The organism is Frigoribacterium sp. ACAM 257, from assembly GCF_007954365.1.
GTDB lineage: Bacteria > Actinomycetota > Actinomycetes > Actinomycetales > Microbacteriaceae > Frigoribacterium.
Genome location: NZ_VOLO01000001.1, coordinates 1,171,805 through 1,191,746 on the forward strand (window position 1 = coordinate 1,171,805; position 19,942 = coordinate 1,191,746).

Consider the following 19,942-nt stretch of genomic DNA (forward strand, 5'->3'; position numbering starts at 1 on the left):
CTACTTGAGGAAGTCGGGCACGTCGAGGTCGTCGTCGCCGCCGTCGAACGCGGGGTCGACGGCCTGCGTCGCCGTGTGGTCGTCAGGTCGGCGCCACGAGGGCGTGTCGTGCGACGCCCCGCTGTCGGCGATGGCGGAGACGCCCGGCGTCGACGCCGCTGCCGGGGCCGCGTCGGACTCGACGAAGCTCGAGCGCCGGTCCTTCGTCTTCGCCGTGGGCTCGCCGCCGTCGAAGCCGGCGGCGATCACGGTCACCCGCACCTCGTCACCGAGGGTGTCGTCGATCACCGCGCCGAAGATGATGTTGGCCTCGGAGTGGACGGCCTCCTGCACGAGGCGAGCGGCGTCGTTGATCTCGAAGATGCCGAGGTTGGAGCCGCCCTGGATCGAGAGGAGCACGCCGTGGGCGCCGTCGATGCTCGCCTCGAGCAGGGGCGAGGCGACGGCGAGCTCGGCGGCCTTGATGGCCCGGTCTGCGCCTCGCGACGAGCCGATGCCCATCAGGGCCGAGCCCGCGCCCTGCATGACCGACTTGACGTCGGCGAAGTCGAGGTTGATGAGACCGGGCGTGGTGATCAGGTCGGTGATGCCCTGCACGCCGGCGAGGAGCACCTGGTCGGCCGTGCCGAAGGCCTCGACCATCGAGATGCCGCGCTCGGAGATCTCGAGGAGGCGGTCGTTGGGGACCACGATGAGCGTGTCGACCTCGTCCTTCAGCTGGGCGACGCCCGCCTCGGCCTGGGCCTGGCGACGCTTGCCCTCGAAGCCGAAGGGCTTGGTGACGACACCGATGGTCAGGGCGCCGATCGACTTCGCGATGCGGGCCACGACGGGCGCGCCTCCCGTGCCGGTCCCGCCGCCCTCACCGGCGGTGACGAAGACCATGTCGGCACCGGCCAGCGCCTCCTCGATCTCCTCCGCGTGGTCCTCGGCGGCACGACGACCGACCTCCGGGTCCGCTCCGGCGCCGAGACCCCGCGTCAGCTCGCGACCCACGTCGAGCTTGACGTCGGCGTCGCTGAGGAGCAGGGCCTGGGCGTCGGTGTTGATGGCGATGAACTCGACTCCGCGGAGACCGAGCTCGATCATGCGGTTGACGGCGTTGACGCCACCGCCGCCGACACCGACGACCTTGATCACGGCTAGGTAGTTATGGTTCGTTGTCACGTCCGGGCCTCCGCTGGAACCTTAACTCTGAAGTTGAAGGTAAGGGTTGTACATGGTATGCAAGTGCTGCAGTCACAAGTTAGGTGCCGCTGCCTGACGCGCGGTCCAGCCGGACAGGCGTGTCGCGAACGAACGGCGTGTCACCGGGTCCGGATGATGCCGTTGTCCGGCGCGGACACGTCGAACTCGACGGACGCGGCCGGGTCGCGCCTCGCCTGGTCGGCGATGAGCCCGGCGAGCACCTGCGCCTTCTCCGCCGAGTCGTCCGCGCTCCCCCAGACCACGCGCTCACCGGTCGAGAGCGACAGCGTGACGTCGTCCGCGGTGGAGGCGGTCGCCGAGTCGACCGTCTGGCGCAGCGCCTGCGGCAGTGCCAGCAAGACCTCGGCGGTGGAGCGGAACGCCGTCCCGTCCAGGGGGGCGCCGCCCACGTCGACGAGCGGGACTCCCTCCTGACGATCGTCGAGGCGCTGGACGACGACGCCGGCAGGGTCGACGAGGTCGAAGCCGTCGCCGGAGGACACCGTCGCGATCGGCTGACGCTCGGTCACCCGGATAACGAGGGTGTGCGGCGGCGCCGTCTCCGTGACGTAGCTCGCGATGAGGGGGAACTGCTCCAGCTCGGTCGTGATGCGCTCGAAGTCGATCCTCGCCAGCGGGGTGCCGAGCTGTCCGGACACCGCGGCCTGCACCTCCACGGCGTCCACACGGGCGGTCCCCTCGACCTCGATCTGCTCGAGCGAGAGGAGCGGCGAGAACACGGCGACGGCGACCGACGACCCGAGCAGCACGGCGACGGCACCTGCCGTGACCCACGCGGCGCGCCTGTGACGCGACCGCCTGGTGAAGCGCCTGACCTCGATCCGCTCCGAGCGCCTGCGCTCGCCCGAGGCGCGGCGTGCGGCGCGACGCGCCTCTGCGGCGCGCCGACGAGCGGCCTCGGCGCCTCCGGCGGGCTCGATGCGCGGAGTGTCGCCGGCGCTCGTCGCCCCCGGTCCGACGGGGACTTCGGGCCCGGCCTCGGACCGGTCAGTCGTCGGCGCCGCCCCGCGAGGGGCGAATCGGGAAGCGACCCCCGAGACGACGCGCGAGGCCGGACCCGGCGCGACGGACGACGGCAGCGGCACCGGCCCGGTCGGCGTGTCGTCACCAGGACCCGAGACGACGTGCTCGGAGGCAGGATCACGGCCCGGCTCGGCTCGCGACCGGCGGGGCCTCGCCGCGGCCAGCCGGTCGCGCAGGGACGACGGACGTGCCGCCTCCTCGTGCTGTCCGATGCCCTCGGAGCCCTCGGCGGACGGGTCGAAGCCCTCCGGGCGCCTCACGAGCGACCCCGGCCGGTCGACGCGGGTCGACTCGTGCTCACTCCCCGGACTCCTCCGCGGTCGAAGCGTCCGGCGCCGACGCGGCGTCGAGCGACCCGAGCAGCTGCGGCACGATGCGGTAGACGTCGCCGCAGCCGAGAGTGATGACGAAGTCGCCGTCGCGCGCGACGGCTGCGGTCCGGTCGGCGGCAGCCTGCCAGTCGGCGACGAAGTCGACCCGCGAGGCGTCGGCGAATCGATCGGAGACGAGAGCCCCGGTGACCCCGGGCTCGGGGTCCTCGCGAGCCCCGTAGACGTCGAGCACGATCGTGTGGTCGGCCAGGCGCTCGTAGGTCTCGGCGAACTCGCCCGCCATCATGCGGGTCCGGCTGTACAGGTGGGGCTGGTGCACTGCGATGAGGCGCCCGCCGCCGACGACGGACCGCGCGGCCTGGAGAGCGGCGGCGACCTCGGTGGGGTGGTGGGCGTAGTCGTCGTAGACGCTCACGCCGCGGACCGTGCCGTGCAGCTCGAACCGCCGCTCGGTGCCCCCGAACGTCTCGAGCCCCGCGACGGCGGCCTCCGGGTCGACGCCGAGGCCGACGAGCACGGCGAAGGCCCCCGTCGCGTTGACGGCGTTGTGGTGTCCGGGAACGCGGAGCTGGACGGGCCAGCTGACGCCCGCGTGGTGCAGCGTGAACGACACCGGGCCCGACGGGGCGACGTCGGAGAGGCGGACGTCCGCAGACTCGTCCTCCCCGAAGGTGACGACGTGCGGGTGCGTGAGCGCTGCCGTGACGCGACGCGCGCCGGCGTCGTCGGACGACACGACGACGAGCTCGCGGGCAGCGGAGGCGAAGTCGACGAAGGCGGCGTCGAAGGCCTCGTGCGAGCCGTAGTGGTCGAGGTGGTCGGCGTCCACGTTCGTGATGAGCGCCACCGACGTGTCGTAGAGCAGGAACGAGCCGTCCGACTCGTCTGCCTCGACCACGAAGAGGTCGTCCGAGCCGCCCTGCGCGCTGACGCCGAGCGACTGGATGACACCGCCGTTGACGAAGCTCGGGTCGTGGCCCGCCGCGAGGAGGGCCGTGACGACCATGCCGGTCGACGTCGTCTTGCCGTGCGCGCCGGCGACGGAGACCAGACGGTGCTGGCCGATCAGCCAGGCCAGCGCCTGCGACCGGTGGAGCACGGGCAGCCCGCGCTCGAGCGCGAGCTGGTACTCGGGGTTGTCCTGCCAGAGAGCACCCGTGACGACGAGGGTGTCCGCATCGCCCACGTTGGCCGCGTCGTGGCCGATGGCGATCTCGGCGCCGAGCTCGCGGAGGGCGGCGACCCCGGCCGTCTCCCGGATGTCGGAGCCGGTCACGGTGTGGCCGGCCGCGAGGAAGACGCGCGCGATGCCGCTCATCCCTGAGCCGCCGATGCCGACGAAGTGCACTCGGCCGAGCTCGGCCGGGATCTGCTGCTGGAGGTCGGGCTTGATCATGAGCGCTCGGGGCTCGCCTTCTCGGTCTGGTCGTCGGTGCGGTCGGTGCTGTCCGTGCGGCGGGTGCTCGCGGTGCGGGACGAGGCATGCCGCTGGGTGCGCGCCGGCACGTCGCGGTCGGCACGGGAGCGCCCCTCTCGTACGGCCTCGCGGACCAGCTCGACGGTGCGGTCGGTCCCGTCCAGCACGCCGACGGTGCCCGCCCGGACAGCCATCTCGGCGATGGCGGCCCGGTCCTGCAGGAGACTCACGAGCGTGGAGCGCACCCAGTCGGGCGTGAAGTCGGCGTCCGCGACGAGCAGCGCTCCCCCGGCCGCCACGACGTCGGTGGCGTTGTGGCGCTGCTCGCCGTTGCCGACGGGGTACGGCACGAGGACGGAGGCCAGGCCGAGGGCCGTCAGCTCGCTGACGGTCGCCGAGCCGGCCCGCGAGACCACGAGGTCGGCCGCGGAGAGCGCCAGGTCCATCCGGTCGCAGTACGGAAGGAGGTGGTGGTCGGCGAGGCCAGTCGAGCGCAGCTCGGACTTCTGGCCCGTCACGTGCAGGATCTGCCAGCCGGCGCCGAGCACGCTCGTCGCGGACCGGGCGATGGTCTCGTTCAGGCGCCGCGCACCCGACGAGCCTCCGGTGACCAGCAACGTCGGCTTGCGGGGGTCGAGGCCGAACTCGACCAGCGCCTCCTGCCGGCTCTCCCTGCGGTCGAGCTGCTCGATCTCGCGACGCAGCGGCATGCCGACCTGACGGCCGTGTCGGAGCCGGGTCGACCGGTGGACGACGCCGACGTGACGTGTGAACCACGACCCGAGCACGTTCGCGATGCCCGGCTTGGCGTTCGCCTCGTGCACGACGAGCGGGACGTGCGAGCGCCAGGCCGCGACGTAGGCGGGCGCCGACGCGTAGCCGCCGAAGCCCACGACGACGTCGACGTCGTGCTGGTCGAGCAGCTCGCGCACGCCGGCGACGGCCCCGCGGAGCGCTGCGGGGAACGTGAGGGCGGCGCGGGAGGGGCGGCGAGGGAAAGGCAGGCGGGGCACGGTGAGCAGCTCGTAGCCGCGCAGGGGGACGAGGCGCGCCTCGAGTCCCTCGACCGTGCCGAGCACCAGGACGGTCGAGTCGGGCTCGGTGTCGCGGATCCGGTCGGCGACCGCGAGCAGGGGGTTCACGTGCCCGGCGGTGCCGCCGCCGGCGAGGAGGTACGTCGTCACCGGAGAGACCCTACCCGCTGGCGCGGAGCACCCCGTCCCGCCAGCGGCTCCTCTGCGCGTCGTGCGAACGAGAGCACCACGCCGATGGCCGCGAGCGTCACGATCAGCGCGGAACCGCCGGCGGAGATCAACGGGAGGGGCACGCCGAGGACGGGCAGGAGGCCGAGCACGACGGCGATGTTGATGAGGGCCTGGCCGATGATCCAGGCGGTGACCGCACCGGTGACGACCCGCACGAACGGGTCGTTGGTGCGGCGGATGATCTTGACGAAGCCGACCGCGAGCACGACGAACAGCGCCAGCACGACGATCGCGCCGATGAGCCCCAGCTCCTCGCCGATGATGGCGAAGATGAAGTCGTTGTCGGCCTCGGGCAGCCAGGACCACTTCGACTTCGAGTTGCCGAGGCCGACCCCGAAAAGCCCGCCGGAGGCGAGGGCCCAGGTGCCGTGCAGGGTCTGCCAGCACGCGGCCTGGTAGTCGCTGGAGTCCGTGCAGCCGGACATCCAGGCCGCGATGCGCTCGTTCCGCGAGGCCGAGCCGGAGGCGATCAGGGGGATCGCCGCCGCCAGGAAGAGGACGGGCACCGCGAGGTACCGGAGGCGGACGCCGGCGAACCAGACGGCAGCGAAGACGAGGAGGAGCATGACCATCGTCGTGCCCAGGTCGCCGCCCAGCACGACGAGGCCGACCGCGACCCCGACGACGGGGACGAGCGGGATCGCGAGGTGCTTCCAGTCGTCGAGCAGGTCGCGCTTCACGGCGAGGATCATGCCGAGCCAGATGGCGAGGGCGAGCTTCACGGCCTCCGACGGCTGTGCGGAGAAGCCCTCGCCCAGCTGGATCCAGTTCCGGTTGCCGCCCACCTCGTAGCCGAGCGGGCTGAAGACCAGCAACTGGAGGAAGACCGCGGCGCCGAGGATGTGCCAGGCGTACCGGCGGTAGAAGGAGACGGGCAGCCGCGACGCGATCAACATGAGCGGGACGCCGATCGCGGCGTACATGCTCTGCCTCACGAACGCCCCGAAGAAGGACGTGTGCCTGGAGGCGATGTACTGCTCGACGGACGACGAGGACAAGACCATCACGAGCCCCAGCACGACCATGAACAGCGTCGTGCCGAGGATGAGGAAGAACGAGCCGGTCTCGGCCGCGAAGAGCTTCTTGACCGCGACGACGGCGGCGGCCTGACGAGCATCGTGGCCCGCAGACCGTGCGGCACCGTCATCGTCCCGCGGCCGGGTCGACTCAGTCGGCCGGCGACGCGGGAGGCTGGTGGGCTTCGTGGCCATCAGCGTCACCTCCCAGGTGGTGTGCGACCGCGGCGGCGAATGCCCGGCCGCGTGCGGTGTAGTCGGTGAACTGGTCGAAGGACGCCGCCGCGGGGGCGAGGAGGACGGTGTCGCCCGGCCTAGCCGCGGCCGCCGCCAGGCGGACCGCCGTCGGCATCACCCGCTCAGTGTCGGTCTCGTCGACCTCGAAGACGGGCAGCTCGGGGGCGTGTCGTCGGAAGGCCTCGCGGAGGCCCTCCCGGTCGACGCCGATCAGGACGGCGGCGGCGAGGCCCTCAGCCGCGTCGCGGACGAGGGGCTCGGGGTCGACGCCCTTGAACGTGCCGCCCACGATCCACACGACGGAGGGGAACGAGCCGAGCGACGCGTGTGCCGCGTGGGGGTTCGTGGCCTTCGAGTCGTCGACCCAGACGACGCCGCCCGACTCGGCCACCACCTCCGTCCGGTGGTGGTCGACCCGGAACGTGAGGAGGGCCTCACGGACGGCGGCCGGCTCGACGTCGACGGCCCGGACGAGCGCGGCGGCGGCCAGCACGTCCTCGACGAGGTGGTCGGCGGCGAGGCCGGCCGTCTCGAGCTCGGCCGTCGTCGCCAGCTCGAGGGCACGGTGGCGCCGCTCTGCCAGGAAGGCGCGGTCGACGAGCACGCCGCCGTCCTCGCCGCTGACGACGCCGAAGTCGCTCGGGCCGGGCGCAGAGAGCCCGAAGCCGACGGCGCGGCAGCCCTCGGCCACGTCGGCCTGCTCGACCATGTGGACGGTGGCCGCGTCGGCCTTGTTGTAGACGCACGCGGTGACGGTGTTCTCGTACACGCGGGCCTTGGCATCACGGTAGGCCTCGGCCGAGCCGTGCCACTCGAGGTGGTCGGACTCCAGGTTGAGGCAGACCGACGCGCGGGGCCGCAGGGCACCCGGTCCCTCGACGGGCAGCCAGTGCAGCTGGTGGCTCGACAGCTCGACCACCAGGACGTCGAGGCCCACCGGGTCGCGGACGGCGTCGAGCACCGGGACGCCGATGTTGCCCACGGCGGCGGCGCGTCGTCCGCCGGCGAGTGCCATCGACGTCGCGAGCTGCGTCGTCGTCGTCTTGCCGTTCGTGCCCGTGACGAGCAGCCACTCGGCGATCGTCGCGGTCTTGTCGCGGAGGCGCCAGGCGAGCTCCACGTCGCCCCAGACGGCGGCGGCGGACTCGACCGCACGCACGGCGAGGGGGTGGTGCGGGGCGAACCCCGGCGACAGGACGACGAGCTCGGGGTCGAACTCGACGACGCTCGGCGGGAGGTCGGCCATGGCGGGGTCGAGGACGAGCTCGGCCCCGATCAGGCCGAGCAGCTCGGCCCGGTCGTCGTCGACGCTCGGCGCGAGGACGACGACGCGGGCGCCGAGCTCGGTCAGCGTGTCGGCGACGGAGAAGCCGGTGACGCCGAGCCCGAGGACCAGCACGCGGAGGCCCGACCAGTCGGCGTGCCAGCTCGTGAGGCCGTCGAGCCGCGCCGCGAGGACGGGGTCGGAGGCGGAGTTCGTCATGACGTGCGCGAGATCCACTCGAGGTAGAAGACGCCGACGCCGGCGGCGACGAACAGCCCGGCGATGATCCAGAAGCGGACCACGACCGTCACCTCGGCCCAGCCCTTCAGCTCGAAGTGGTGGTGCAGCGGGCTCATCAGGAATATCCGTTTTCCGTGCGTGATCTTGAAGTACGCCCGTTGCAGGATGACCGAGCCGGTGACGACGATGAAGAGGCCGCCGATCAGCACGAGGAGGAGCTCGGTGCGGCTGAGGATGGCCAGGGCAGCCAGCGCGCCGCCGAGTCCCAGCGAGCCGGTGTCGCCGAGGAAGATCTGGGCCGGCGAGGTGTTCCACCACAGGAACCCGATCAGGCCGCCGCAGATGGCAGCGGCCACCACGGCCAGGTCGAGCGGGTTGGCGACCGTGTAGCAGGCCGCGCGGGTCGACTCGTCGAGCCGCGTGCTGAAGCACGACTGGTTGAACTGCCAGAACCCGATGAAGATGTAGGAGGCGATGGCCAGGATCGACGCCCCGGTCGCGAGGCCGTCGAGGCCGTCGGCCACGTTCACGCCGTTCGACGTGCTGACCGTGATCAGCACGACCCAGATGAGGAACAGCCCGCCGCCGGCGATCGTGCCGAAGAACATGAAGTCGAGCCACGAGATGTCTCGCACGCCGCTGATCATGGTCGAGGCGGGCGTGAGGCCGTTCTCGTTGGGGAACGAGAGCGCGAGCACGGCGAACACCGCACCGACCACCACCTGCCCCGCGATCTTCGCCCAGCCGCCGAGACCGAGGCTGCGTTGGTTGCGCACCTTGAGGAAGTCGTCGAGGAACCCGACGGCACCGAGGCCGACCATCATGAAGAGGACGAGCAGGCCGCTGTTGGTGATCCTGTCGGGACCGACGAGGTGGCCCACGAAGTAGCCGAGCACGGTGCCGATGATCAGGACGATGCCGCCCATGGTCGCGGTGCCCCGCTTGGTGTGGTGCGACTGCGGCCCGTCGTCTCGGATGAACTGCCCCCAGCCGAGGCGGTGGAACAGCCGGATGAAGAGCGGCGTCATCAGCAGCGTGAAGACCAGCGACACGGCGCCGGCGATGAGGAGAGCGATCACGCGGTCACCCCCGCGAGGCGGTCGCCGAGGTGGCGGAGACCGGCTGACTTCGACGACTTCACGAGCACGACGTCTCCGGTGCGCAGGGCCTGCCGGAGGAGGTCGTACGCCTCGTCGACGGTGTCGACCAAGACGGACTCGCCGTCCCACGAGCCCTCGAGGCCGGCGGCGACATGGATGTGCCGGGCCTCGTGCCCCACGACGACGAGCTGGCCGACGTTGAGCCGGACGACGAGGCGTCCGACGCGGTCGTGTTCCTCCCGGGCGAGGTCGCCGAGCTCGGCCATCTCGCCGAGCACGGCGATCGAGCGGCCGCCGGGCGGGACGATCTGGGCAAGGGTCTTGAGGGCCGCGGCGACGGAGTCGGGGCTCGCGTTGTACGCGTCGTTCACGACGGTGACGCCGTCGCCTCCGTCGAGCACCTCCATGCGCCAGCGCTCGGCGCGAGTGACGCCCTCGAGCACCGTGACGGCGCGGTCGAGGTCGAGGCCCCACTCCCCCGCCACGGTCAGGGCAGCGAGGGCGTTCATGACGTGGTGCTCACCGAGGATGCGGAGCCGGACGGCCCGGGAGACGCCGTCGTGGTCGAGCACGAAGGAGGTGCCCTCACGCGTGACCTCGAGGTCGGACGCCCGGTAGGCGGCCGAGTCGGTGAGGCCGAAGCCGACGACCCGGGCGGCCGTGTCGGCCGCCATGCCGGCGACGCGGTCGTCGTCGACGTTGAGGACGGCGGTCGCAGTCGAGGGCAGGTCGGTCACCATCTCGGCCTTGGCCGTGCGGGTGCCCTCGATGCCGCCGAAGCCGCCGGCGTGCGCGAGGCCCACCTTGAGGACGACGCCGGTGTCGGGTCGGGCGATCGCGACCAGGCGGGCGATCTCGCCCGGCCCGGAGGCGCCCATCTCGACGACGAGGAACTCGGTGTCGAGGTCGACGCGCAGCATCGAGATCGGCGCCCCGACGTGGTTGTTGAACGAGCCCTCGGGCGCCACGGTCGGGCCGACGTCGGAGAGGACGGCACGGAGCATGTTCTTGGTGCTCGTCTTGCCGTTGGAGCCCGTGATGCCGACGACGCGCAGGCGTCCGCCTCGACGGACGCGCTCCACGACCCCCGCGGCGAGGCGCGAGAGCGCGGCCACGCCGTCGTCGACGACGACCACGGGGACGGCCAGGTCGAGAGGGCGCTCGGCGACGACGACCACGGCCCCGGAGGCGACGGCCGAGTCGGCGAAGAGGTGGCCGTCGGTCTCGTCGCCCCGCAGGGCGAAGAACACGGACCCCTCGGTGACGAGCCGGGAGTCGGTCTCGACCGACCCGTCGACGACCTGGTCGGCGTCGGGGCCGCCCTCGGGGAGGTGCAGGGCGCCTCCGGCGATCTCGGCCAGCTCGGCCAGCGTGAGGGCGATCACTCGGCCCACCCGGCCTCTCGCAGCGCAGCACGCGCCTCGTCGCGGGCGGAGTACGGGGTCCGCTCGCCGCGGATGTCGCGGTAGTCCTGGTGGCCGGGGCCGGCCCAGAGGATCGAGTCGCCCTCGTCCGCCAGGGCGACGGCGGCGCGGATCGCGGCCTCGGGCGGGCTGACCTCGTGGATCTCGTGCCCGGGGATCGCCTCACGGGCAGCGTCGACCAGGGTCGCGCGGATGGCGGCCGGGTCCTCGAAGCGGGGGTGGTGGTCCGTGATGACGAGGATGTCGGAGCCCTCGACGGCCACGCGGGCCATGTCGCCGCGCTTGGTCTTGTCGCGGTCGCCGTCGGCGCCGAACAGCATGATGACCTTGCCGGGGGTGAAGCGCCGGACGGCCGCGAGGGTGGTGAGGAAGGCGTCGGGGCTGTGGCCGAAGTCGACGTACACGCTCGGGCCGCGGTCGCCCGAGACGCGCTCGGTGCGGCCCGGCAGGTAGGCGACGATGCCGCCCTCGGCCTCGAGGGCCTGCGAGATCGCGCCGAGCTCGAAGCCGGCCTCGACCAGCATGACGATCGCCAGCGCGGCGTTCGCGACCATGTGCCATCCGATGAGCGGCACCCGGGTGACGAGCTCGCGGTTCTCCGGGCCGGTGAGCCGGAACTCGGTCCACGCCGCCTGCTCGTCGAGGATCTCGACGCGCCAGTCGGCCTCGACGTCGGGGAGGATCGTGATCGTCGTCAGCGGCACGCGGGCGTTGTCGACGACGCGGTGCCCGTACGGCGAGTCGAGCGAGATCACCGCGCGCTTCGCCCGGTCGGGCTGGAACAGCGGCAGCTTCGCCTGGAAGTACTCCTCCATGTCGGCGTAGTCGTCGAGGTGGTCGTGGCTGAGGTTGGTGAACGCCGCCACGTCGAAGACCAGGCCGTCGACCCGGTTGCGGCTGAGGGCCTGGGCGCTGACCTCGACGGCCACCGCGCGCACCTCGCTCTCGCGCATGCGGGCCAGCAGGGCGTGCATCTCGCTCGCCTCGGGCGTGGTCAGGCGGCTGACGACCGTGAGGTCGCCGATGTGGCGCTCGGCCGTGCTGCTGAGGCCGGTCACGAGCCCGAGCTGGCGGAGGACGCCCTCGAGCAGGTAGGAGGTGCTGGTCTTCCCGTTCGTCCCGGTGACGGCGAACAAGAGGGGCGAGTCCTCGCCGCCGGTGCGGTAGATCCACGCCGAGACGTCGCCGAGGGCCGCGCGGGGCGAGTCGACGAGGACGACGGGCAGGCCGCTCTCCCGGGCGAGCTCGACGCCGGCAGCGTCGGTGAGCAGCGCGACTGCGCCGCCCTCGCGTGCCTGCACCGCGAACTCGGCACCGTGACGGTGCTCACCGGGGACGCCGACGTACAGGTCGCCGGGGTGGAGGTCCGCCGTGCTCAGCGTGACTCCGGTGACCTCGACGCCGTCGAGGGAACCCTCGTGCTCGAGACCGAACTCGCTGACCAGCTGGGCGAGGGACCTCGCCGACGGATGTTCCGGTCGAAGGACCGGGGGGATCCGGGCGCTCAATGAATCCTCTTCTCTCACCAGGTCTGGGGGATGGCCGGTGCGGGCTCCGTCGACGGAGGGACGCGGTACATCTCGAGGACCTGGGACATGATCTTGTTGAAGGTCGGCGCCGCGGCGGCCGACGTCTTCATGGTACTGGGCTTGGTGAAGGTCACGACGACGACGTACTTCGGGTCCTCGGCGGGGGCGATGCCCGCGACGGACACCACGCGGTCGGAACCGTAGCCGGTGCCGTCGGCGCGCGCCATCTCGGCCGTGCCCGTCTTGGCGGCGACGCGGTAGCCGGGGATGGTCAGCGCGTCCTTCTGCTCGCCGGCCGAGACGACGCTCTCGAGCATGTTGACGGTCGTGTCCGCCGCCCACGGCGAGACCACGGTGGTGCCCTCGACGGCCGGGGCCGGCGTGACCGTCCCGTCGGCGGCGGTGCAGCCCTCCACGAGCTGGGAGGGCAGCCGCACGCCGTGGTTGCCGAGCGTCTGGAAGATGCTCGCCACGTGCAGGGCCGTCGTCGAGACGCCCTGGCCGAACATCGTGTTGATGCTGGTCTGCTGGTCCCACGAGCTCGCGGCGCGGACGCCCTGGGTCGGCTCGCCGAGGAACCCGACGGCCGTGGGCTCGTTCAGGCCGAACTTCACCATGTAGTCGTACCGGGCCTGCGCGCTCAGGTTCTGGCCGAGCAGCGAGATGCCGACGTTCGAGGAGTCGCGGAGGATGCCGGTCAGCGTGAGCCGCTCGGTCGGGTGGAAGCTCGCGTCGTGGATCTCGCCGCCCCAGGGGAACGAGCGGGAGTAGGGCACGGTGGCCTGGCTCGTCGGCGTGGCCTTGCCCGAGTCGAGCAGCATCGCCGCCGTCATCGCCTTGAAGGTCGAGCCGGGCTCGTAGGAGGCGGTGAAGGCCTTGGAGCCGAGGTCGCCGACGTCCTTCGTCAGGTTGACGTCGTTCGGGTCGACGGACGGCCAGTCCGCGACGGCCATCAGCTTGCCCGTCGACACCTCCTGGACCACGGCGGTGGCCGACTCCGCCCCGATGGCCTGCGCCTGCTCGGCGATCGCCTGCTGCGCCATGTACTGCAGGTCTTTGTCGACGGTGAGCGCCAGGGTGCCGCCGGCCACCGCCTCCTTCGTGGTCACGGTGCTGCCGGGGAGCTGCACGCCGTCGGCGCCGCGCTCGTAGGTCTCGCTGCCGTTCGTGCCGGCGAGGCAGGAGTCGGCCGTGCGCTCGAGGCCCGCCTGCGGGCCGTCGGTGCCGACGAAGCCGGTGAGGTTGCCCGCCACGGAGCCGTTGGGGTAGGTGCGCGCGGACTGTCGCTCGAAGTAGAGCCAGGACACGCCGCTGTTCTTCAGGTCGCGGACCGCGCGGAAGGCGTCGACGTCGACGCCCTTCACGAGGAACGCGAAGTTGGCCTCGGGGTCGCGGGTGAGCGCCTCCTCCATCTTCGCCGTCGAGCCGCCGGTGATCTCGGCCACCTGGTCGAGCACCTGGTCCACGGACATGGCGACCTTGGTCTTCTCGCCGTCCGCGCCGGTCTGCGTCACGGTGACGTCAGCGGCGAAGGCCGGCGCGGCGGTGATGTTGTAGCGGGTGACGCTGCCGGCGAGGACGGTGCCGTCGTTCGCGGTGATGTCGCCCCGGTCGCCGTACGTCACCTGCTGGATCTCGCGCTTGTTCTGCGACTGCTCGTTGAGCTCCGCGGCCTGGACGAGCTGGATGTCGGCCAGGCGGACGACGAACACGCCGACCAGGGCGATCACGACGGCCATGGCCAGGGTGGCCCGGAGCCGGCGGCTGCGAGGGGCTGTGTTCACGAAGGTGTCCTCACCGCGGCAGGCCGTGTGGCGCCGGCCGCTGTCGTCGTCAGGTGCGCCGCGGAGGGCACACCGCTAGCGGGTCTGGGGAGCCGCGAGCTGGTCTGGGGCAGACGCTACCGACGGGGTGCCGGATCCCGCGGTCGCCGCGCCCGCGGTCGCGGACTCGGTCCCGCTCGCAGCCTGCGCGGCGGCGTCGGTCGTCGTGGTCTCGGCGGGAGCACCGTCGGTCGCCGCGCCGTCGGGCGCCGCGGTCGCGAGCGGGACGCCCTCCAGCAGGGTGTTCGGGATCAGGTTGTCGGTGCCGTCCGCCGTGCCGTCGGCCGGGGCCGGGTCGCCGTGCACCGCGCCGGTGGTCGGGTCGAGGTAGACCGGGTTCGAGTTGCGGACCATGCCGAGCTGCTCGGCGTTGTTCGCCAAGTTCTGCGGCGACGAGAGGACGTCGAGCTGCTCGGAGTACTTCTGCTGGTCACGCGTGAGCTCGGTCTTCTCGGCCTGCAGGTCGGAGATCGTGTACGCGCCGTCGCTGAGGGCGATGCTGATCGCGAGCTGCGTCAGGAGCAGGACGAACAAGGAGGCGGTGGCCACGAGTGCGTAGGCGATCCTGGGCCGTGCGCGACGCTGTGCCCGGCTCGTGACGATCTCGACCGGGGCCCGGCGGGGCTCGTGCGAGGGGCGGCGCTGCGGGATCGGGTCGATCGCGGCGTTGCTCATGCTGTTCTCCGGATTCGTTCGGCTGCGCGCAGTCGCACGGGCTTGGCTCGGGGGTTCAGGTCGATCTCGTCGGCCGAGGCCAGCTCGGCCCCGCGGACGAGGAGGCGGAAGCCGGGCCGGTGCTCCGGCAGCTCGACCGGCAGCCCCTGGGGCGCCGTCGAGGTGGTCCTGGCGGCGAGCTCGCGCTTGACGAAGCGGTCCTCGAGCGACTGGTACGCGAGCACGACGACGCGACCCTCGACGGCGATGCGGTCGAGGGCGGCGGGGACAGCCGCCTCGAGGGACGCCAGCTCGCCGTTCACCTCGATGCGCAGCGCCTGGAAGACGCGCTTGGCAGGGTGGCCCGCCCGCTGCAGGGCCATCGGCGTGGCGGCGATGAGGAGGTCGACGAGCTCGCCGCTGCGACGGAGCGGCGCCTCGGCACGGTGCTCCACGATGCGGCGGGCGTACCGGGGGCTGAGCTTCTCCTCGCCGTACTGGTAGAAGATGCGCCGCAGCTCGGACTCGGGGTACTCGGCGAGGATCGTCTCGGCCGTGACCGGAGAGGTCGGGTCCATCCGCATGTCGAGCGGTGCGTCCTTCGAGTACGAGAAGCCGCGCTCGACGCGGTCGAGCTGCAGGGACGAGACGCCGAGGTCGAACAGCACCCCCTGCACCTCCGAGATGCCGAGCCCGTCGAGGGCGTCGGCGACGCCGTCGTAGCGCGTGTGGACCAGACGGGCACGGTCGCCGAACGGTCGGAGGCGGTCCCCCGCGATGGCCAGCGCCTCCGTGTCCCGGTCGAGGCCCACGACGGTCAGGTCGGGGAACCGCTCGAGCATCGCGGCGGCGTGGCCGCCCATGCCGAGGGTCGCGTCGACCGCGACGGCGCCGGGGCGCGAGATCGCCGGGGCGAGGAGCTCGAGCGTGCGCTCGAGGAGGACTGGGGTGTGGATCTGTTCTGCCATGGCTGACCTGGACCTGGATCCCGGGCTCTGATCCCCATCCATCTCGACCTGGCACCGGGGAAGGTGCGCCAGGGCGGACGGCTGGGAGTCAGGGCCGAGGAGCTAGAAGAGCCCGGGGATCACCTCCTCCGTGGTGTTGGCGAACGCGGCCTCCTGGGCCTCGTAGTAGGTGTTCCAGGCGTCGGTGGCCCAGATCTCCGCGCGGTTGCCCGCACCGATGACCGTCAGGTCTCGACCGAGGCCCGCGTAGTCCCGCAGCTGCGAGGGGATGGTGACTCGGTTCTGCTTGTCCGGGACGTCGTCGCTGGCGCCCGAGAGGAACAGGCGCATGTAGTCGCGGCCCTCCTTGCTCGTGATCGGCGCCTGCCGGATGCGTGTGTGCATGTCCTCGAACTCGGCCTGGCTGAAGACGTAGACGCAGCGTTCCTGACCACGGGTCATGACCAGGCCGGAGGCCAGCTCGTCACGGAACTTGGCGGGAAGGATGATGCGGCCCTTCTCGTCGAGCTTGGGCGAGTAGGTGCCGAGGAACATGCCCCTCTCCCCCTCTCGCCCCGCACCCCGTTCGTGGCACGTGCCTCCACTTTACTCCACAATCCCCCACCCCGATAGGCGACGCGGGCACGCAGATGCCTTTTCTCCCCCCGGGGCCGCTCCAGTTCGGGGGTCGTGGGGGTGGAGGAGAAGGGAGGGGCCAGCGATGCCGACGATCACGGCGAGGAGTCGGAGAGGACCTCGGACCAGCCCCGAGACCCCTGCGCGCGCGAAAAAGAGGCCGGCCCGGAGGCCGACCCCTGAGGTCGTGGTGCGAAGTGGAGGACTAGGAGCGGTCGCCGTCCTGACGGCGTTCCCACCGGTCGTTGAGGCGATCCATCATGCTGCCGCTCCGAGCGGGACGAGCTGCTGTCGGGCGCGCCGCGCCGGGAGCCGAAGGGCCGACCGACGGACGAGCCTGCGAGCCACGACGGGGAGGCGCCATCGCGAAGACCGCACCGGCCACGAGGAGCACGAAGCCGGCCACGCCGACGAGGGGACCCACGGGAGGAGTCCGGATGATGACGCCGGTGACGATGACCGCTATGCCGACGAGAGCCGCGAGCACGCCGATGACGACCATCGTGTAGTTCGGGCGCCCACGGCGCCCGCCGACCGTCGCCACGAAGTCGGAGTCGTTGCTGTAGAGGCTCCGCTCCATCTCTTCGAGGAGTCGTTGCTCCTGTTCGGAAAGTGGCATCTCTTTGTTCCCTTCGAGCACAGGCCCCGCGGCCTCGGGATCACCGCGTGTGGATACGGGCGAGTGTATGCCCGTGCGCTGTGGCTAGGCTAGGCAGCGTGGCTGAGAGTACGCGGTTAGTGGACGTCGTTCAAGAGCGCATCGATCGGTTCCTCGACGACCGCCGACCGGCCCTCCGGGGCATCGCTGACGACCTCTCCCCCTTCGCCGTCTTCTCGAGCGACCTGCTCCGCGGGGGCAAGCGGTTCCGTGCCCTCTTCTGCTACTGGGGATGGCAGTCCGTCGCCGGTCGCGACGCCGGGTTCGACCCCCTCGGCGCATCCGTCGACCAGCGCTCCCTCGACGCCGTGATGACCGCCTCCGTCGGGCTCGAGTTCTTCCACGCCGCCGCTCTCGTGCACGACGACATCATGGACAACTCCGACACGCGTCGCGGGCGCCCGGCCGCGCACCGCCGCTTCGAGGCCCTGCACCGCGACGGCGGCTGGCTCGGCTCCGCGTCCGGCTTCGGCACGTCCGCCGCGCTCCTCATGGGCGACCTCCTCCTCGCGTGGAGCGACGAGCAGATCAGCGAGGCCCTCGACGCGCTCGAGTCACGGGGCGCCGCGCTCTCCGCACGACGCGAGTTCAACCGCATGCGCACCGAGGTCACGGTGGGCCAGTACCTCGACATCCTCGAGGAGAACGCGTGGCGGAGCGTACCCGACGTGGACCTGCTGCCGCGGGCGCAGAGGGTGATCGTCTACAAGTCCGCCAAGTACAGCGTCGAGGCCCCGCTCACGATCGGAGCGGCCATGGCAGGCGGCTCGCAGGCGGAGCTCGAATCGCTGCGACGCTTCGGGCTGCCCCTCGGCATCGCCTACCAGCTGCGCGACGACCTGCTCGGCGTCTTCGGCGACCCCGAGGTGACCGGCAAGCCCGCCGGCGACGACCTCCGCGAGGGCAAGCGCACCGTCCTGGTGGCGACGGCCCGCCGAGCTCTGCCGCCGAGCTCGGTCCGTCTGCTCGACGAGCTGCTGGGCGACCCCGACCTCGACGACGACCAGATCGGCGTGCTGCAGGCGACGCTGAAGGAGTCGGGGGCGGTGGAGGCGGTGGAGCAGTCGATCACCGACCAGGTCGAGCGCGCCGTGGCGGCGCTCGGGAGCGCGGATCTCGCCCCGTCGGCCCGGGCCCAGCTCACGCGGCTCGCCGACACGGTGACGAAGCGCACCTACTAGGGGCCCCGGCCGTCACGGCGGGGCGACGACCAGGCGCAGCCGACGCTCAGAGGAGGCTCTGCGCCACCCGCCGCACCTCGGCCTTGCGCCCGGCCCGGAGGGCGTCCACCGGGGAGACGCCCAGGCTGTCCTCGACGGAGAGCATCCAGTCGAGCGCCTCGTCGTCGGTGAACCCGTTGTCGGCGAGGACGGTGGCGGTGCCGCGCAGCTCGTGCATCGGCTCGCCGTCGACCAGGAAGACCGCCGGGGTCACGACGACGCCGTCGACTCGGGTGGAGAGGAGGACGTGGTCCTCGAAGAGCCGGTGCACGCGACTGACGCTGAGGTCGAGCATCTCGACGAGGTCGGGCACGGCAAGCCACTCGGTGTTCTCGAACCACGGCTGCTGAGAGAGATCGGTCACGGGTCAACCTTGCCACGCTCACCCGTCGCTGCGTGCCGAGGCCGCGGAGAGCGACCCTCAGTCACACGCGTCACTCCCGTCACTGTGATTGACACGAGTGGTCAGCTGTGCCAACTTTGCAGCACGAGACACGCCGTCGCGGCTCAGGTCGTCGACGTGTCGGACGCCACGACCCGAGGATCACCTCATGAACGACAGCAGCTCGGACCGCGCCCTCGACCTCGACGGGGACGCCGTCGCGCCCCGACCCTCACGGCTTCCCGGCGCCGCCTTCGGTCGCGGGGCCCTCGACGCCGACGGACGCGGGGCTCGGTCCCGGGCCGCACGCTCCATGCTCCAGACGGTGCCCATCATGCTCGTCGGGTCGATGGCCCTCAGCCTCGGGATGACCGGCCCGATCGCCTCGCTCGCGCACGACCAGCAGCCCACGAAGAAGCCGCACGCCGCCCCGCGTCCGTTCTCGCTGCCCCCCACCGCCGCCGCTCCGGCCCCCGAGTCGACCGTCTCGACGGTCGACGTGGCGGCAGCGTCGCGGACGGTCCTCGCGCCGTCGACGTACACCGTGGTCGCCGGCGACACCGTCGCCAGCATCGCCGCCTCCTTCGGACTCAGCACCGCCTCCGTGCTCGCCCTCAACGGGCTCAGCTGGAAGTCGACCATCTTCCCCGGCCAGACGCTCAGCCTGGTCGCCTCCGCCCCGTCGCCCGCTCCGGCCGCGCCGGCCAGCGCCCCGCGGACGGCCGCCGCCGGCAGCTACACCATCGCTCGCGGCGACACTCTCAGCTCCATCGCCGGCGCGCACGGCGTGAGCACGGCGTCCCTCCTCGGCGCCAACGGCCTCAGCTGGTCGAGCATCATCTACCCCGGCCAGGTGCTGTCCCTCCCGGGCGGCGCCTCGACGGCCGCCGCCCCGGCAGCGCCGAGCGCCACCTCGTCCTCGTCCGCGGCGGGCGCCGGCCACGTCATCCGCAGCGGCGAGACGATCGCATCCATCGCCCGCCAGACCGGCACGACGGTCCAGGCCCTCCTCGCCGCCAACGGACTCAGCATGACGAGCACGATCTACGCGGGTCGCACCCTCGTCGTCCCCGGCACCTCGACGGCAGCTCCCACGGCGAGGACGGCCGCGGCCACCACCAGCGTCGCTCCGCTGACCACCGGCACCGCGCTCACGGCCGAGCAGCAGCAGAACGCCCGGGTAGTCATCCGGGTGGGGCGCGAGCTCGGCGTCGGCGACCAGGCCATCGTCGTGGCGCTGGCCGCGGCGGCGCAGGAGTCGAGCCTCAGGAACATCCACCACGGCGACCGCGACTCGCTCGGCCTGTTCCAGCAGCGTCCGAGCACCGGCTGGGGCACGCCCTCGCAGCTGACCGACGCCGTCCACGCCACGAAGCTCTTCTTCGGCGGTCGTTCGAACCCCAACGCGGGCAAGACGCGCGGCCTTCTCGACGTCCCGGGCTGGGCGTCCATGTCGGTCACCGACGCGGCCCAGGCGGTCCAGATCTCGGCGTACCCGACGGCCTACGCCAAGTGGGAGGCCCCCGCGCGCACCTGGCTCAGCACCCTGGGCTGAGCTGCCGACGC

The 19,942-nt window shown here is 72.1% G+C and carries 17 protein-coding genes; 2 read left to right on the forward strand and 15 right to left on the reverse strand.

What is annotated here, in order from left to right; genetic code table 11:
• The 14 genes from ftsZ to ES689_RS05520 form a co-directional block, all read right to left on the reverse strand.
• Positions 1-1,167 (reverse strand): cell division protein FtsZ, encoded by a 1,167-nt coding sequence (gene ftsZ, locus ES689_RS05455; protein WP_146901152.1) that lies wholly within the window; start codon positions 1,165-1,167, stop codon positions 1-3.
• Positions 1,168-1,307: 140 nt separating this feature from the next.
• The gene (locus tag ES689_RS05460; RefSeq protein WP_223269398.1) at positions 1,308-2,492 is read right to left on the reverse strand and encodes an FtsQ-type POTRA domain-containing protein; all 1,185 of its coding nucleotides are present in this window, start codon (positions 2,490-2,492) and stop codon (positions 1,308-1,310) included.
• A gap of 37 nt (positions 2,493-2,529) precedes the next feature.
• Positions 2,530-3,960 (reverse strand): UDP-N-acetylmuramate--L-alanine ligase, encoded by a 1,431-nt coding sequence (gene murC, locus ES689_RS05465; RefSeq protein ID WP_146901156.1) that lies wholly within the window; start codon positions 3,958-3,960, stop codon positions 2,530-2,532.
• Complete coding sequence (locus ES689_RS05470; protein ID WP_146901159.1) at positions 3,957-5,165, reverse strand: glycosyltransferase; 1,209 nt, start codon at positions 5,163-5,165, stop codon at positions 3,957-3,959. Before ES689_RS05470 ends, murC begins: the two co-directional genes overlap by 4 nt.
• On the reverse strand, positions 5,162-6,457 hold the full coding sequence (gene ftsW / locus ES689_RS05475; protein WP_146901162.1) for a putative lipid II flippase FtsW: 1,296 nt from the start codon (positions 6,455-6,457) through the stop codon (positions 5,162-5,164). Before ftsW ends, ES689_RS05470 begins: the two co-directional genes overlap by 4 nt.
• Positions 6,414-7,982 carry a UDP-N-acetylmuramoyl-L-alanine--D-glutamate ligase gene (murD, locus tag ES689_RS05480; RefSeq protein WP_146901165.1) on the reverse strand — a complete coding sequence of 523 codons (1,569 nt, stop codon included), beginning with the start codon at positions 7,980-7,982 and terminating at the stop codon, positions 6,414-6,416. Before murD ends, ftsW begins: the two co-directional genes overlap by 44 nt.
• Positions 7,979-9,082, reverse strand: coding sequence for a phospho-N-acetylmuramoyl-pentapeptide-transferase (mraY, locus tag ES689_RS05485; RefSeq protein ID WP_146901168.1), 1,104 nt, complete (start codon positions 9,080-9,082; stop codon positions 7,979-7,981). Before mraY ends, murD begins: the two co-directional genes overlap by 4 nt.
• Positions 9,079-10,488 (reverse strand): UDP-N-acetylmuramoyl-tripeptide--D-alanyl-D-alanine ligase, encoded by a 1,410-nt coding sequence (gene murF, locus ES689_RS05490; RefSeq protein WP_146901171.1) that lies wholly within the window; start codon positions 10,486-10,488, stop codon positions 9,079-9,081. Before murF ends, mraY begins: the two co-directional genes overlap by 4 nt.
• The gene (locus ES689_RS05495; RefSeq protein ID WP_146901174.1) at positions 10,485-12,035 is read right to left on the reverse strand and encodes a Mur ligase family protein; all 1,551 of its coding nucleotides are present in this window, start codon (positions 12,033-12,035) and stop codon (positions 10,485-10,487) included. The genes murF and ES689_RS05495 overlap by 4 nt, the downstream gene beginning before the upstream one ends.
• 14 nt (positions 12,036-12,049) lie before the next feature.
• Positions 12,050-13,840 carry a penicillin-binding protein 2 gene (locus ES689_RS05500; RefSeq protein ID WP_223269399.1) on the reverse strand — a complete coding sequence of 597 codons (1,791 nt, stop codon included), beginning with the start codon at positions 13,838-13,840 and terminating at the stop codon, positions 12,050-12,052.
• Positions 13,841-13,915: 75 nt separating this feature from the next.
• Positions 13,916-14,554, reverse strand: a complete 639-nt coding sequence (locus ES689_RS05505) for a hypothetical protein (protein WP_146901176.1) — start codon at positions 14,552-14,554, stop codon at positions 13,916-13,918.
• A complete protein-coding gene (rsmH, locus tag ES689_RS05510; RefSeq protein WP_146901179.1) occupies positions 14,551-15,501 on the reverse strand; it encodes a 16S rRNA (cytosine(1402)-N(4))-methyltransferase RsmH in 951 nt (316 codons plus the stop codon). The genes ES689_RS05505 and rsmH overlap by 4 nt, the downstream gene beginning before the upstream one ends.
• Before the next feature lie 102 nt (positions 15,502-15,603).
• Complete coding sequence (gene mraZ, locus ES689_RS05515) at positions 15,604-16,035, reverse strand: division/cell wall cluster transcriptional repressor MraZ (RefSeq protein ID WP_123545558.1); 432 nt, start codon at positions 16,033-16,035, stop codon at positions 15,604-15,606.
• Between the two features lie 286 nt (positions 16,036-16,321).
• Positions 16,322-16,735, reverse strand: coding sequence for a DUF3040 domain-containing protein (locus ES689_RS05520; RefSeq protein WP_146901180.1), 414 nt, complete (start codon positions 16,733-16,735; stop codon positions 16,322-16,324).
• 98 nt (positions 16,736-16,833) lie between these two features.
• Here ES689_RS05520 and ES689_RS05525 point away from each other — a divergent pair, with 98 nt between their 5' ends.
• Positions 16,834-17,955 carry a polyprenyl synthetase family protein gene (locus tag ES689_RS05525; RefSeq protein ID WP_146901183.1) on the forward strand — a complete coding sequence of 374 codons (1,122 nt, stop codon included), beginning with the start codon at positions 16,834-16,836 and terminating at the stop codon, positions 17,953-17,955.
• 46 nt (positions 17,956-18,001) lie between these two features.
• Here the strand turns inward: ES689_RS05525 and ES689_RS05530 are convergent, their stop codons facing one another.
• Positions 18,002-18,358 (reverse strand): Rv2175c family DNA-binding protein, encoded by a 357-nt coding sequence (locus ES689_RS05530; protein WP_370512332.1) that lies wholly within the window; start codon positions 18,356-18,358, stop codon positions 18,002-18,004.
• Positions 18,359-18,545: 187 nt separating this feature from the next.
• Between ES689_RS05530 and ES689_RS05535 the strand changes: the two genes are divergently transcribed.
• Positions 18,546-19,931: a LysM peptidoglycan-binding domain-containing protein gene (locus ES689_RS05535; protein WP_223269400.1), complete on the forward strand. Its 1,386-nt coding sequence runs from the start codon at positions 18,546-18,548 to the stop codon at positions 19,929-19,931.
• Positions 19,932-19,942 lie beyond the last annotated feature (11 nt).